Origin of the sequence: Shewanella marina JCM 15074 (genome assembly GCF_000614975.1) — a bacterium.
Taxonomy (GTDB): Bacteria; Pseudomonadota; Gammaproteobacteria; order Enterobacterales; family Shewanellaceae; genus Shewanella; species Shewanella marina.
The window spans coordinates 128838-144721 of record NZ_BALM01000004.1 but is presented as its reverse complement, the minus strand read 5'-3'; the positions used below and the strand labels follow the sequence as shown (position 1 = coordinate 144721).

At 39.2% G+C, this 15884-nt stretch carries 10 protein-coding genes and 3 pseudogenes; 1 reads left to right on the top strand and 12 read right to left on the bottom strand.

All coding sequences use genetic code 11. The features are described from left to right. Positions 1–342: 342 nt before the first annotated feature. From JCM15074_RS05070 to JCM15074_RS21015, 6 genes and pseudogenes are all read right to left on the bottom strand, one after another. Entirely contained in the window at positions 343–1203 is an 861-nt protein-coding gene (locus tag JCM15074_RS05070) for a DMT family transporter (protein WP_025820243.1), read from the bottom strand. 40 nt (positions 1204–1243) lie between these two features. Then, positions 1244–3121, bottom strand: coding sequence for a TonB-dependent receptor (locus JCM15074_RS05065; RefSeq protein ID WP_148300729.1), 1878 nt, complete (start codon positions 3119–3121; stop codon positions 1244–1246). Between the two features lie 13 nt (positions 3122–3134). Beyond that, complete coding sequence (locus tag JCM15074_RS05060) at positions 3135–3419, bottom strand: hypothetical protein (RefSeq protein ID WP_025820241.1); 285 nt, start codon at positions 3417–3419, stop codon at positions 3135–3137. Between the two features lie 63 nt (positions 3420–3482). Next, positions 3483–7448 (bottom strand): carboxypeptidase regulatory-like domain-containing protein, encoded by a 3966-nt coding sequence (locus tag JCM15074_RS21020; protein WP_051536821.1) that lies wholly within the window; start codon positions 7446–7448, stop codon positions 3483–3485. Then, positions 7430–8038 (bottom strand): hypothetical protein, encoded by a 609-nt coding sequence (locus tag JCM15074_RS23440; RefSeq protein WP_051536820.1) that lies wholly within the window; start codon positions 8036–8038, stop codon positions 7430–7432. Before JCM15074_RS23440 ends, JCM15074_RS21020 begins: the two co-directional genes overlap by 19 nt. 216 nt (positions 8039–8254) lie before the next feature. Further along, a pseudogene (locus JCM15074_RS21015) lies at positions 8255–9480 on the bottom strand (spore maturation protein). A gap of 58 nt (positions 9481–9538) precedes the next feature. Between JCM15074_RS21015 and rsmF the strand changes: the two are divergent. Next, entirely contained in the window at positions 9539–10951 is a 1413-nt protein-coding gene (gene rsmF / locus JCM15074_RS05045; protein WP_025820240.1) for a 16S rRNA (cytosine(1407)-C(5))-methyltransferase RsmF, read from the top strand. Positions 10952–11105: 154 nt separating this feature from the next. Here the strand turns inward: rsmF and JCM15074_RS05040 are convergent, their stop codons facing one another. The 6 genes and pseudogenes from JCM15074_RS05040 to dcd all read right to left on the bottom strand — a co-directional run bounded on the left by JCM15074_RS05040 (position 11106) and on the right by dcd (position 15880). Continuing rightward, positions 11106–11894 carry a TatD family hydrolase gene (locus tag JCM15074_RS05040; protein WP_025820239.1) on the bottom strand — a complete coding sequence of 263 codons (789 nt, stop codon included), beginning with the start codon at positions 11892–11894 and terminating at the stop codon, positions 11106–11108. Between the two features lie 42 nt (positions 11895–11936). After that, on the bottom strand, positions 11937–12845 hold the full coding sequence (holB, locus tag JCM15074_RS05035; protein ID WP_025820238.1) for a DNA polymerase III subunit delta': 909 nt from the start codon (positions 12843–12845) through the stop codon (positions 11937–11939). Then, positions 12845–13476: pseudogene (tmk, locus tag JCM15074_RS21010) on the bottom strand (dTMP kinase). Before tmk ends, holB begins: the two are co-directional and overlap by 1 nt. After that, the gene (gene mltG, locus JCM15074_RS05025) at positions 13473–14486 is read right to left on the bottom strand and encodes an endolytic transglycosylase MltG (RefSeq protein WP_025820237.1); all 1014 of its coding nucleotides are present in this window, start codon (positions 14484–14486) and stop codon (positions 13473–13475) included. Before mltG ends, tmk begins: the two are co-directional and overlap by 4 nt. Beyond that, positions 14483–15298 (bottom strand): aminodeoxychorismate lyase, encoded by an 816-nt coding sequence (gene pabC / locus JCM15074_RS05020; protein WP_025820236.1) that lies wholly within the window; start codon positions 15296–15298, stop codon positions 14483–14485. The genes mltG and pabC overlap by 4 nt, the downstream gene beginning before the upstream one ends. After that, a pseudogene (dcd, locus tag JCM15074_RS21005) lies at positions 15298–15880 on the bottom strand (dCTP deaminase). The gene pabC and the pseudogene dcd overlap by 1 nt, the downstream one beginning before the upstream one ends. Between the last annotated feature and the right edge of the window lie 4 nt (positions 15881–15884).

Genomic DNA, 15884 nt, shown 5'->3' with positions numbered 1-15884 from the left:
TCAGAATGTCAGCACTAAACTAATTAAATAATCAAAACAGCGACTTACAGAATAAGTAAATTGAAATAACCAAAATAAATAAACCAAAAGTTCAATTGATAACTACTACGTATAGTGTAAAAGTGCTACTTAAAATGATAATTCAGAAGTCAAAAAATGAAAGTAAAAATGTTAATTTTTGTAAACATTTAGTAAACATTTAGTAAACACCAAATTAAAACAAGCAGTTATAAAAATAAAAGATGATTATTTAAACTTTAGTCATTAACACTATTTATCATGTTAATTTTAGTTTTGTTTTACTTTCATCAAGTTAAATAAATTTGATGAAGTCAATCAATTTTAAGATTGTTCATTTTTAAGCATATATATGCTGTAAATACCTAAAGTTAAAAGAATTAATCCGCCACCAATAATATCATTAAAAGATGCTTGCTCATGTAAAATAATATATACATACAGTGGTCCAAATAGAATTTCAGCTAACAAAATTAAACTGGTTTGTGCGGCAGGAATATAAATTGGTGATTTTGATATAAACATATAAGCGGCAGGAATAACAATAAAACCTAACAAGAATAAATACGATATTTGCGTAAAACTGATTGAAAGCGGCTGTGCTCCTCTAAAATAAGAGAATGATGCGACAATAAGCCCTGCTAGAATCAAATAATTGGCAATTTGTTCACCTTTAGTTTTACGCATCACGATTAAGTATATTGCAGTCGATAATGCAGTCACAATTGCAAATAAATTACCTACCCATTGACCTGAACTAGGTGCAAAAAAGAAGATAATCCAGATACCCGCGGTAGCAATACAGATCGCAAAAATTGTGGCCTTATGTAATTTTTCTTTAAGTAAAATAGATCCCAATATTGCCGTAAACAATGGTGCTGTATTAACAATGACTATCGTACTTGCAACTTGGGTATAATGGAGTGATTCCACAAAACAGATAGTAGACGCTGCAAAAATAATACTCACACAAATTAACATGGCTGATGGTTTTATAAATGCCATTAACAGCTGTTTACGGTTAAATATCAACTGAAACATAATCAATGAAAGCGCTTGAAATAGCCCTCGCCAAAACAAAACATTCCAAGGATCTGTGGCTGCTAATCTCACGAGCAAACTATCAAAACTCAAAATCATAATACCAATGAACGCAAACAATAAACCTTTGTTTTTATCTGTCATAATATTTTACTGATTAAACGGTAATTAAGTTAATTATCGTTTAATCAAATGAATATTCAAATGCCAGATTAAACTCTCTACCAGGCATCATTGAAGCCAAGTCATCTGCAGTAGGATAATATTGTTGATCGGTCAAATTATTTATTGACAGTGACATGACCAAATTGTCATTTATCTCAAATGTGTTATTAATATTAATTATTTGAGTATGGGCAAGAGGTTCCTCTCCAGAACCATAATTACCTTTGGTAAATCGATATATATACTCCAACGCATGTTCAGAAAAATGTGTTTGATAATTTAGCTGAAATCTTGTTTCTGCCGCAGGAATATCAGAAAGATAATTCCCTTGTTGATCTTTTCCTTCTTGTATCTGTAATGACCAATCAAGTAACCAGCGTTGATTTAAATTCCAATTAGCTGCAATTTCAGCCCCTTTTATGGTGCCTGATGTAAGATTAATATAAGTCAGTAAATCATCACCATTAACCGTTCCCACGACGACTCGCTCAATATAGTCACTCACATCACTGGAAAATAAATTCAGCTTTAATTGCCAATTATCACTTGAATAAAACATCCCTAAATCAATATTGCTCGCCAACTCAGGTTGCAGTAACAAATTCCCCTCAACAACCCCTCTTCCCGTAGTGCCTTGATAAAATCGTTCAGTTAATGATGGAAAACGAAAACCGGTTCCCCATTGAGCTTGTAATAGTAAAGATTCATTAAATTGATAACTGATGTTGGCAAAGCCGGTAATATGATCCGCTCTAAATTGTTCGACAGCATCTGACTGCTGATACCAATCAGATCTTATACCTGTATTAAATATCCAGCTATCAATAATATAATTGCCATCAACAAATATAGAATAACTCTGTTCATCCGCCGTTAAATTCGATTGTTGTCTATTTATTTGACCTAACAAATCATATTCAACTTCCTTTATTTTTACATTGGTACGCTGGTGAGTTTCAATTCCAATATGTCCAACAAGCTCAGCATACTGCCATTGTTGTTGCCAATTGCCACCCCAATCTAACGCAGCATAATCAATATTATTCGTTCTCTTACCTATACGTAATACACTACTCTGCCAAGATTGTTGATGAGTATATAACATCAGTTGCCATTCACTTAACTGACTCAAACTGACTTTAGATAAAAGATGTTTTTCTTCAGGGTATATTGTGATTTTATTGGTTGGATAATCCCTGTTAGGTTTTCCGATATTTTTGCCATAGGTCGGAATCACTTGTAGCGCTAATTCCACCTCATTATTCAATAATGTACTGTAATTCAGTATCCCAGACCATTGTTCAAACATACTGTTCAACAATTGCTGATTAGCAGACTTACCATTATTTGACTTTCTATATGCTAAACCAGCACTGACGTCATTAATCGTCCCAGTAGTCGATACAGCAACTTCTTCACCAAAACTATTAAAACCTGAATTAATTTTAAATGGTTGATCAATAATAGGTTCAATATTAATGACACCGCCAATGCTACCAGAACCAAAAAAGGTAGATGCAGGGCCTTTAATTACATCGATTGTTGCAATTAAACTAGGATCGAAAAAAGAAAGACTATTACCCGCCCTTCTATCTGTAATGATAGGAATACCACTTAACAAGTTTTGCACTCGCCAACGGGAAAAACCACGAATACTGCAAGTCTGCCATAATCCTCCCTGTCCATTTAAGCTCAGCCCAGGTATCCGAGTGATTATCTCAGTAATCTTAGTCGCATTATGATGCTGGTTAACATCAATAAGATCTGAATTTATTAATCTATTTTGATTATTTGATATCAATTTTTGATTAGCGATTATTTTGATTCTTTCAATTTCATCGCTAGCAACTTCTGTTGACGAAAACAACAGTAATACAAGTCCCATAAATTTGTACAATCGCTCTCCTCCATTATTCTACATCTTTACTTTTACACTTACCGTGTTTTCCTTGTTCACTTTTAGCTAGCTTACCGTCAATCAGTGGAAATTGATTAGGTACAATATAGATATTTTTATTCTTATCTTCATATGTTAAAGATGGCATACTTTTTAATGATTTAGACTGTTTGGCTTTAGCTGTAGATACAACAACTTTTGCCTTATTTGGTACATCATTTTCTTCAGCATTAACCATAGTCGATGTCACTGCATATATCAGAGGTATAAACAGATAAATTGTTTGATTAGTTTTCATAAATAACTCCTAAAATAAAAGGAAGGATAAAATTATCCTTCCTTTTCATCATGTCATTAATCGTTAACTAACATATTTAAGTTTTCTTCTGATACCAAGTATAGACAATAGTAATAAACTAATGCCACCCAAAGCTCCGCCACTATCACGAGGATCTTGAGTCACTTTAACTACCGCCACATCAGCACCACCAATCGTTGCATTGCTAGGATTACTTAACAGTACAGAGAAAGAAACATCTTCATTAATAGGTAAATCCACAGTAGGCACAGAAATGGTTTTACTCGATGAATCCATATCTTCCCAAGTTAATGTTCCACCCGTTAAATTATAATGTTCACCATTTTTAGCGGTACCATCAACAAATTGATAATCAACTGAAATAGCGTAATCACTACCATCGGTACGTGTTACGGTAAGCTGGGCTGTCGCCCCATTGCGAACAGAGACATCTACAGGGCTAAATGCCACACTGCCATACTCAGGAGCAGTGACAGTTAACGTAACAGGCACAGAGACATTACCATAAGGGGTATTGTTTAATGCCAACACTGTTGCATTATGTTCACCTACTTCGGTTGTAGAGGTATCGATCATCAAACCGACTTTAGACTCAGTCTCCATCGCTAACGACCCAGTATCCTCATTGACTGTTAACCATGGAACCGTAGACCAGTCACACACTCCCGTTTCACCAGAACTGAAAGCTAATACAGTTTGACTAGTTTGATCAACAGCCCACAAATTACCTTTACAATCAATATCTAATCCGGCTGTCCCTTGTAGTTCAAGATCGTTTTCACCATCACCATCGCTATCAAGGTTGACATGGTAACCCCCGACTAAATCGAGTAACTCAGTGTTGGTATCGAGCACGAAAATATCATATGAGCCACCACTATCACTGACAAATAGATGACCAGTACCAGAATTAAATGCTAAACCAGCCACCCCTAGGTCAACATTGATTGAGCGAATAATCTCACTATCAGTTTTAAATTGGTGAATAACGCTGTCATTCCAAGAACCAGCATAGAAAGTATCAGTCAGAGGATCGTAGGCTAAACCACGTTGTGAAGTAGAGAAAGATGGACAAATTTTATTACCCGTAGCCACTTTATCGGCCAATGAAATTTCATGAATACAATTATCGCCGCCAACAGCAACTTGCCAATATGTTTGAGTAAATGGGTTATAAGCTAAATCAGCACCAAATCCACCCTCTGCAACGTAAGGCGTAGCAATCATTTCACCAGTAACAGTACCCTCTGCATCATATTCAACTAATTGATCAGCACTTGCACCGCCTAAAACTAAGTCGGCTACCCAAATATGATCATTTTCACGATCAAGGGTTATGCCCCAACCGAAGCCCTGTTCCAGTTCAAAATGAGTCACGTAATCACCAACCGCCATTTCTGCGGCTTGTACATCAGGGAAATAACGAATTTTATCCGTATTTATCTCATTTAAATTTTTAGGCCCAAAGTGACGAGCACTCGCATGGAATGGACCATTTGGAAGCGTATCGGTAGCAACTGGTAACGTTAATAAACGGTAATCCACATCTGCTTTACCCGTATTTCGAACCACAAGTTCATCCTCAACACTACGGCCCGCAGTCACACTAATAGCAACTGTATCAGCTTCAAATAAACCCGCATCAAGTACCACTGGTGTTGCTAATGTAAAGTGACCCGCATTAACCTCTTTATCACTGTAATTAGATGCTTTAACATTCAGCATTTGTGCATCGCTTGGAATAAAACCATACACAAAACCATGTTCTAATTGATCATCATGCTCAGTCGTTATTGATGTAATAACAGCCTGTTCATCGGCAACAACGTTCGCGCCGTGTACAGGAGTATCCAAATTAGCATCACGAATATAACCAGCAACTAAGTTACCGGCTAGCATATTACAACTCGGCGTACCAACAATCACATCATCAACTGCAGCATACCACTCATAATTAGCATCAAAATAATGCCAACGTAATTTAAACGCTGTTGCACCATCAATGTAACTACTGAGATCAATCTCATAATTAGTCAAACTGCCAAAACTAGAACCACTCTTATCCAATGTTTGAATAGTTTGCCAATCGCCATTATCGACTTGAATATCTAAATTAAGAGAATCTGCGCCAGTATAAGTACGATGGTTAGCAACGAAAGTAAGTGTATTGTTCACTAAACCATCAACAGCAATGGCCGGTGAAATCAATACCGAGTTAACATCAACAAAACCTGCATCATCAGAATCTATCAATGCAGTATGACCATCAGTCTTAGTCACATTACCTCGACCAGTTGAATCTGAACGTACCCAAGTAACGGTTGTTCCATCTAATGCCTCTGTTACCCAGCCTTCAGGGACAAAATCACCTTCAAATGACTCTTTAAAGCTAGGCTCATCAAATGCATAACCAGGCGCGGTACAATTGGGATTTAACGGCATGGCAAAATCGCTCGTTACACCTGCAGCTGGCGTGACTTCGGCGGATTGCTTAATATATCCTTCTGTCATCATTGCAGTTGCCGAAACTTCGACAGCAGTCCCTTCGACTAACTCAATAGAATACATGCCTGTTTCAGGGTTAGTATAGGTTTGTAAAACATCCCCCGGAACATTCACTTTCACATCAGCATACAAAGGCCAATTTGCCGTGCCACCATCTTTAACCGTACCTGTAACGGCTACGCGTGGCGCCAGTTGTAATGCTTGGTTAATCGTTAATTCAGCTTCATCTTCTACTGCAACTTCACTTGCAGATAGCGTAACCCAACCGTAACGTGAAAACTCAGGCGTATATGAACCAACGGGTACCGCGACTGTATAATTACCTTCTGTATCCGTAACCGCTGAAGCGTTGCCCAATGTCACGGTAACATTCGCTATCGCATCACCAGAATCAGCATCTGTGACGGTTCCCATAATCGTGCCAGATGGGCCAGCAACACAGGTTGGAATTTTAAAGCTAGAGATATTTGTTGACCAAGCTAAAGTATTATCATCTTCTGCTTTATAATATTCAGTGGTATACCAAAAAGTACAATCATCTGCTGGATCGACACTCATACTTGAATAATCGCCCCAACGGCCACGGTTAATGGCCTGCTGCGAGCCACCGCCAGCTTTTAATTCAATCTCACTACTCAGCTCGCCTAATGGATCATCGACTAATCGCGTTGCAGCAAAAACTGAAGGATGCTTAGTATCACTGGTTAAGCTATAACCTAATGCAATATTACCGACAGCGTCTATCGCACCGCTGACCATCCAACGAGCTTGGTCATCAGGTGCATAGGTACCTTGCTGACGAACAGTAACTTCATTAGCTGTCTCATTTAGATCTAACTCATACCAACGTACTGCGGGAGTATTACCATCTGCACCTGCTACATTATGGGTAAAGATAATAGATGAGCGGTTTGGTAATTTACGATATGCCGCTCTAAACATAGAACGAATACCTAAACTATCTAGCTCAACACCATTAGGTTGTACCGCATTTGCAGGACCATTAAACTCAGCAACCGTTAATTCAGTTACGGCAGTAAAACTAGCATCAGCAGTATTGTCCCAATCCACATCAAACTGCCAGACATGTAATTTACTTTCGCCTTCACCATCAGCCCAGACAAATAATTGCTTTTGAGTTGCATTGGGTAATAACACACCATCAATATCCAACGGCATAGGGGTAAATACTTCAGGATCATTTCCTTGCATACTAAAGATAACTTGTTGAGCTTCAGCCCCAATTAACATTTTATCTCGTTCATAGGCAACCACACCGCCCCCTGCCCAAGCAAAGTTATTACTCGGGTCAAACTGGTTTACCCCCATATAATAACCATCAGTCCAAACACCGAGATGTGGATAGTCATTCATTAGCTCGCCATAGGGGAAATCATATAAAAAATAAGCCCCAGTCGGATCACCAGTTTGTGATATCGCGATACATTCGTGATTGTCTGTCCCATCAAGTGCAAATTGGCTAATTAACCAACGATCGGCCATGCCGTCATAAAGTACAATCGGGTCACCGCTATTTTTTCTTCACACTTACCACCAAAGCCTGACCATAATTCATTAATAGCAAAAGGCTCAACTAGTGTGTTTCCCTGTTTATCAAACACCGCCATGCTCACATTCACGGTTTGAACATAGTGATTAGGGCCTACATCACCATTAGTATCTGGCGGAGCAACACCAAGTACGTTACCGACGCCATCAAATGAAACACCTATATTGGGGGCATAACTGCTTGTTTTTAGCGGTTTAGAAATTGAAGATTGTAATGCGGTATCGACCACTTTAGGCGCATTACTCCATTGACTTTCAAAGGGGAAATAATTTTTAACGACTCGATTTTGAGTGATACCAGGTATTGTTTCACCACTCGCTTGAAGTTTAGCCTTACGATGCTTACTTAATACTGGAATAGTATTATTAATATCGCTCAAACGTTTCGACACCCCAACTTTACTTGAGGTTATAACGCGTTTTTCAATATTAATATTGGATTTTTTTGCTGGTGCTGCGTAGGTATTTACACCGTAAAGACCCACTGCCACTGCAACGCAGGACAATGTAACTGATTTAATCATAAATAAATCCCTATTATTATTTTTAAATAGTCACACTTAGATACGAAACAACGATATAAAACTAAAATCCTAGCATTGCTACATCACGTAACACTAAAGTGCTATCAACCATCATATTAAATAATAACAATTCGGCAACATATTTTTCATAATAGGAACATATTTAGTATATCGACAGTAAACTAAAGGTTTATTCTTCCACTATTAATGAAAAAATTACCCATAAAACCAATAACAAACGAGTATTGCAGCACTGATACCTGCAATATCCGCAGTTAAACCACACGCTAAAGCATGTCTACCATTACGGATACCCACAGCCCCAAAATATACCGCTAATACATAAAATGTGGTTTCGGTACTACCTTGAAAAATGGCCGCTAAACGTCCAGCAAAAGAATCAACTCCATAATGACTCATCGTTTCAAGCATCATCGCCCGCGCACCACTGCCACTAAATGGTTTCATTAACGCAGTTGGCATTGCATCAACAAATCGCGTATCGCCACCAAACCAAGCAACACAACTCGCAATCACATGCAATAGATAATCCAGTGCACCTGAAGCACGTAATAACGCAATCGCCATTAACATTGCCAGTAAATAAGGAATAAGTTTTATCGATAACGCAAATCCCTCTTTGGCACCTTCAATGAATTCATCATAAACCGCCACTTTTCGCCAAGAAGCAACCAAAATAAAGCCAAAAATAAGCGCCAGTAATACACCATTACCCAATGCGGTAGATATTTGCCCCACAGCTTGTGCCGTTAATGTTGACAAATAAACAACCGTGCCCAGTAGTGATGCTAAAATTAACGCGCCATACCCCAACACAACAGTGTTTAACAGAGAAAGTCGTTGCACCAAGGCTACAACTAATAAACCTGCGATACTCGATGCACTCGTCGCTAATAAAATAGGCAGAAAAATATCTGCTGGCGCAGCGGCACCTTGTTGAGCACGATATAAAAATACCGTTACAGGAACTAACGTCACCGAAGAGGTATTGAGCACTAGGAATAAAATCTGTGCATTGGTTGCAACTGTTTTATTAGGATTCAAACTTTGTAAATCCGCCATCGCCTTGAGACCCAGAGGCGTTGCAGCGTTATCAAGCCCCAGCACATTAGCAGTTAAATTCATGGTGATGCTGCCGTATGCAGGGTGCCCCCTTGGAACCTCTGGCATTAATTTACTCAGTAATGGCTCTAAGATACAAGCAAAAACGGCAACTACACCTGCCTTTCTCCGACGCGCATTAACCCCATCCATAAAGCAAGTACGCCAACTAAACCCAACGCAATTTCAGCCGACAGTTTGGCGCTATTAAATAATGCGGCGACAGCGTCACTCACCACATTGATATTACCCATACTTAATTGGATAAGTATGGCCAGTAACGCACATACAAAAAATACAACCCAAACTCGATTTAACACCCTAACATCATCCTTAAACTGGTATAATTGCGAACAAAGACGCTTGTATAAATGCCATATGATTCAAATTAACCCAAATTTTATCCAATATATCGCCAACGACTTACCTGCACATCTTAGCATGGAAGATTTTATCCACTATAGTAGTCAGCCACTTAGAACATCAATTAGGGTTAATACCTTAAAAATTAGTAGCGCTGATTTTATTGAATTGATGTCTGCAAAGGGCTGGCAGTTTAGTCCGATACCTTGGTGTCAAGACGGGTTTTGGATAAGCATCCCCAGCGATATTCAACTCGGTAATGTGGTTGAACATTTACAAGGTTTATTCTATATCCAAGAAGCAAGCTCTATGCTGCCACCAACCGCACTGTTTGATCATGGTTTAATACCTGAATTAGTGTTAGACGTTGCCTCAGCTCCAGGCTCTAAAACCACTCAAATAGCCGCATTAATGAATAATAATGGCTTATTGATTGCTAATGAATATTCATCAAGCCGGGTAAAAGTACTGCACGCTAATGTACAGCGAATGGGCGTAACCAATTGCGCTCTAACCCATTTTGACGGCAGGGTTTTTGGTGAGTATTTATACGAAAGCTTCGATGCGATTTTACTCGATGCGCCATGTGGCGGTGAAGGCACCGTACGTAAAGACCCTGATGCACTAAAAAGCTGGGATATTGCAGATGTAGAAGCGATCGCAACGACTCAGCAAGCACTGATAGAGTCGGCTTTTGTTGCATTAAAACCTGGCGGGACTTTAGTCTATTCAACATGCACTTTAAATCGCCGTGAAAACCAAGATATCTGTCTGCATTTAATTAATAAATATGCAGATTTAGTCGAAGTAGTACCATTAAATAATCTATTTGAGGATGCTAATAAGGCTTGTACGGAAGAAGGATTCTTACACGTCTGGCCACAAATATATGACAGTGAAGGTTTCTTTGTTGCAAAATTCAAGAAATTAGGCAGTTGTGAACGTCAAGCTGCAGAACCTAGAAAACAAAAAAACTTCCCGTTTAATTTTGCTAGCCGTAAACAAGTAGATGCCATTAACGATTACTTTAGTCAACAGTTAGGACTGAATTTACCTGCTGGTGACATCATGACTCGTGATGAGGAATATTGGCTTTTCCCTAAACCATTTGCCGTACTCACTGGTAAAATGCGCTTCCAACGAATTGGTCTCAAGCTTGCTGATACCATTAAAAAGGGGTTTAAAGTGCGTTACGAGGCGATTATGGCATTTGGACAATCAAGCACTAAAACTATTGAACTCACTCCTGCGCAAGCCCAGCAATATTTAATGGGAAGAGATATTAGTTTAACTGAACCGACCCAAGCTCAAGGTGAAATAATCTTATGTTTGCATGGTGCCCCACTTGGCTTAGCAAAGCATTTAGGTCATAGATTAAAAAACAGTTTGCCACGTGAATTAGTGCATGATAATGCAATTAGTATCTAAAATTGCACTCACTTATGAATAAAAAATCGCCTTTATAAGGCGATTTTTTTTTTATTGACTACAATATAGCTAAGTTAACAACAAATTAAAGTTCCCCTAGGCCTAAGACAATTGGAATAGTTTTGGGCCTTTTTTTATGGAGAAATAAAACGAACTAACGGCCAACTAGCTTTGCTGCATCCTTGAATAAGGCAAAGAAGTTATTTGACGTAAATTCAGCTAACTCTTCATATTTCTCACCGCGTACTTCAGCAACAAATTCAGCGACATCACGTACAAATGCAGGTTGATTCTCTTTACCACGATAAGGGATCGGCGCTAAATAAGGCGAATCCGTTTCAACCAATAACCTATCTTTAGGAATTTTTCGTACAACAGTACGCAACTCTCCCGCATTTTTAAACGTCACGATACCAGAGATGGAAATGTAAAAACCTAAATCCATTGCGGCCTTAGCCATATCCCAGTCTTCAGTAAAGCAGTGCAGCACGCCACCAACCTTATCAGCATGTCCTTGCTTTAACATCGCAATGGTATCTTCACGGGCACCACGGGTATGGATAATAAGCGGTTTGCCCACCTCAACTGCAACATCAATTTGTTTCTCAAAACAATCTTGTTGTATTGCTTTTGTTTCAGGCGAATAAAAGTAATCAAGACCCGTTTCGCCGATAGCAACAACACGTTTATCGGTTGCATATTGGCTTAAGCCAGCGACTTCTAGCCCCTCTTTAACATCAAGCGGATGGACACCTGCAGATAAAAAAACATTTTCAAAGCTCGCCATACGGTCGCGCATTGCCTCAAAGCCCTGCTGACGTACGTTGACACACAACATATAATCAACACCACGGCGTTTCGCCTCTGCAATAACATCAACTAATGAGTCATGATCGGGGGCTATCTTTAAACGGTCTAAATGACAATGTGAATCAATTAACAAAACAAATCCTAACCTATCTATATTTGATAAACCAAAACGCCATTAAATTGCACGATATTGGCCTACAAATTGTTGACATAATCCTAAATAATTTACGCTCGACATAGTAAGCAACTTATCAACTTGTAACATCACTGAATTCGCTAATTCAGCTACCGCAAGTCGCTTAAAAGCATCCATGTCATTTTGTTTAATCATATGCTGACGCAATAATAAATAAAGCACCTGTAAGGCATTTATGATGGTGACCTCAGTTAATGTTTGTAAGCTACCTTCAATATGCCCGGATGATAAGCTTTTAGCCCAGTCACGTCTAAAATCAAGTAATTGTTGATATTGGCCAGATTGCAATAACCCTCTTAATATCAATGGCCCACCGACAACTGGCAAACACCATGTCACATCGCTCTGAGACTGATGAAAATTGGCTAACCATGCTTTTAATTCTAGTCGGCTTGGCGTTTGAAATGGCACTCGTTGGCAACGGCTACTGATTGTCGCTAATAATCGGCTTGCGATATCAGCCTGTAAAATAATCAGAGTTTGACTGCCCGGCTCTTCCAACGTTTTTAATAACGCATTAGCCGAAGCTTGATTTAAACGTTCACATTGATTAATCAAAGCCACACGATAACCGCCCTGCGATGATGTCGATGATAGCTGCTGACTTAAGCTTCTAATTTGTTCAACTTTGATCTGCTGTCCATCTGCTGAAATAGTATAAAAATCAGGATGGTTTTTGGCAGCGAATAGCTGACAACTTCTACAATGACCGCAGGCACCAATATCTGTTGCATTTTGGCACAACGCAGCTTGTGCCATATCTTGTGCAAGAATAGCGCCGCCAAAACCTTGCTCTACCGGTAATAAAATGGCATGAGGTAATTGTTGCAACTTCAATTGCCGCAAAAAATGTTTAAGCGGTAAATCAAGCCAAGGCAAGTGCTCCATTACGCCCAATCCTGAGCTTGTAGTTGACTGATAATGTCTTGATGAACTTTTGCCATCTCTTGGCTAGCATCAATCACGACAATGCTGTCATCTTCCGCCGCTAAGCTTAAGTAGGTTGCTCTTGCGCGTTCAAAAAACTCAATAGCTTGTTGTTCAATACGATCAAGTTCTCCGCGTGCAGCAGCACGAGTTAAGCCCAGTTTAGGATCAATATCCAAGTACAAGGTTAAGTCGGGTTTAAAGCCTTTTAAGGTCACATCGCTTACCGATTTCACTAATGGCATTAGACCACGGCCACCGCTTGATAAGCGAGTGATGATAGATTATGTCGATCACCTAGTACCCATGTACCTTGGCTTAACGCAGGTTTAATAACATTGGCAATCAGTTGTGCACGTGCAGCGTAAAGTAATAAACATTCGGCTTCATCACAAAGTGGGTCATTAGCCTCTGCAATTTTGACTAAGTCTCTAATTTTTTCAGCTAGCGGTGTACCACCAGGCTCACGGGTGCACACAGGCTCAATACCTGTATGTTCTAAAATAAATTGCTTAACCAAAGCAACTGCACTTGATTTGCCCGCACCTTCTAGGCCTTCTATTACGACAAACTTTGCTTTTTTATCAATCATTTTCTATTTCTCTGATACTTGTTTACCGCTCGATTATGCTCAGCTAATGTCTTTGAAAAAACATGACTGCCGTCATTCTTCGAGACAAAGTATAAATAATCCACATTAGCTGGGTGCGCTGCAGCCATTAATGAAGCGAGACCAGGCGCAGCGATAGGTGTTGGCGGTAAGCCTTTAATTCTGTAAGTGTTAAACGGTGTCGTCGTTAATAAATCTTGACGGCGGATATTGCCATCAAACTTATCTCCCATACCATAAATCACAGTAGGATCAGTTTGTAAGCGCATGCCTTTGCGTAACCGATTAATAAACACGGCCGAGATCACATCACGCTCACCAGCCTGTCCAGTTTCTTTTTCAATAATAGAAGCTAGGATCAGCAATTCATAAGGCGTTTTTAATGGTAAGTTTTTAGCACGGCCTTGCCATGCTTTAGCTAGGTTAGCTTGCATCTCTAGGTAACTTTGATTCAGCAGCACCTTAGCATTTTCTTCAGCTTGATAATGATAAGTATCAGGGAAAAACTTTCCTTCAGGTAAATTAGAATCGTCACCATGTTGCGCAAGTACATCATCAAACATCTGCTCTGTCACAACCAAATGCGGTAATTTATCTAATTGAGCACGCCACTCTTTAATCGTTTGCCCCTCAACTAAAGTGACTGAAAATATTTTAACTTTACCGTTAACTAAATTATTTAATAAATCATTTACCGTCATACTTGACGTAAGTTCATACAAACCACTTCTAATATGCGCTTTACTTGGGTCTAATTTAACAAAAACCTTTAATGGCCATGTTTCTTTAATGATGCCCTGTTCATGTAGTTTATTGCCCAATGCAATTAACGACATGCCACGTGTTACAGTAAGCTCTTGACCTTGTTCGTTAACATTAAGCTGACTATTGCCAAAGCCGAGTACTTGCTGATAGCCCCAATATGCACCGCCTAAAATCGCGACAAGACTGATACTAAGCAATACCACTAATATAATTAATACTTTTTTCATAACTGTACCGACAATCTCTGCCTTAATACTGCACTCAATAAAGAAATGGGTTTATGTTGTTGCTCAACTTGAATAACGTCGACAATGCCAAATAAGCTATTCGTTAACCATATATGCTCAGCAGCAAATAGTTCTGATATTGATAAATCGGCTATTTTAACGTTATAGCCTAACTCAAGTAGCGCAATAATCACTTGTTCACGCATGACACCGGCAACACCACTATAATGGATTGATGGGGTGATGACTTGCTTATCATTAATTATAAAAAGATTGGCAACTGATGATTCAATGACATTGTTATTACAATCTAAAACTAACCAATCTTGATAAAGTTGATGCAATACAGAGGATTTAATTAACACTTGCTCTAATCGATTCAGATGTTTTATACCAGCGAGTCTTGATTGCTGTCCTAACTGAATATCTGAACGGCACAATTTAATACCTTGCTGTTGCCATTGCTGGTAATGCTGCGGAAAATCTGAAACTGAAATGACTTCGGTGACATTGACAGACTCAGGCGCAGCATAACCGCGTCCTCCCTGTCCACGAGAGAGTTGTAACTTGATACAAGCGCGATTTAATTTGCTGGCAATATCCTCAAGTAACGTCATTAACTCACTTGACGCCTGCCAACAAAAGCCAAGACGCATCGCGCCTTGGCTTAATCTTGCTAAATGACAATTAAGTAATTGGATCCGACCACACTCGATTCGCATTGTCGCGAACAAACCATCGCCATAATTAAATCCACGGTCAGAAACACTGACAAAAGATTCAGGTATTCCATTTACCCAACGTGTCACCATTACTTGTCCTGACTAATCCGACTAGCAACAGCTTCTTGTTGATCCTTATACTTGGCATTTTTACGCTTGTTATAAGGTTTTGCCACAGGATGATTCAAACGTTCGAAGTTCAATGCACCAATTGTCATCATAGGGCGAAGAGCTAAAGGCAACTTACCGCTATTATAAAACTCAAGCACAATCTTACCTTGCCAACCTGGATCGATACGATGAGCGGTAACGTGCACCATTAACTAAACGGGCTAAAGATGAACGACCATCTAACCAACCAACGATATCCGCTGGTAAAGTGACACTTTCATAAGTAACAGCTAACGCTAATTCACCAGGATGTAGGAAAAAAGCGTCACCCTCGGCGATTTCGATTTTATCGCTCATCACTAAATCAAGTGCAGCTTGTACTTCAATACTCGGGCCACTTAAATCAATATAAGGGGCACTATGAGCTTTAAATACACGAAATTGGTCGCCTAAACGTACATCAACACTCACACCACTAATGGCATCAGCATCTGGACGTGGTGACATCACAATCGTGCCATCATCAAGACATTGCTCGATTTCAATATCAGTTAAACGCATTTAA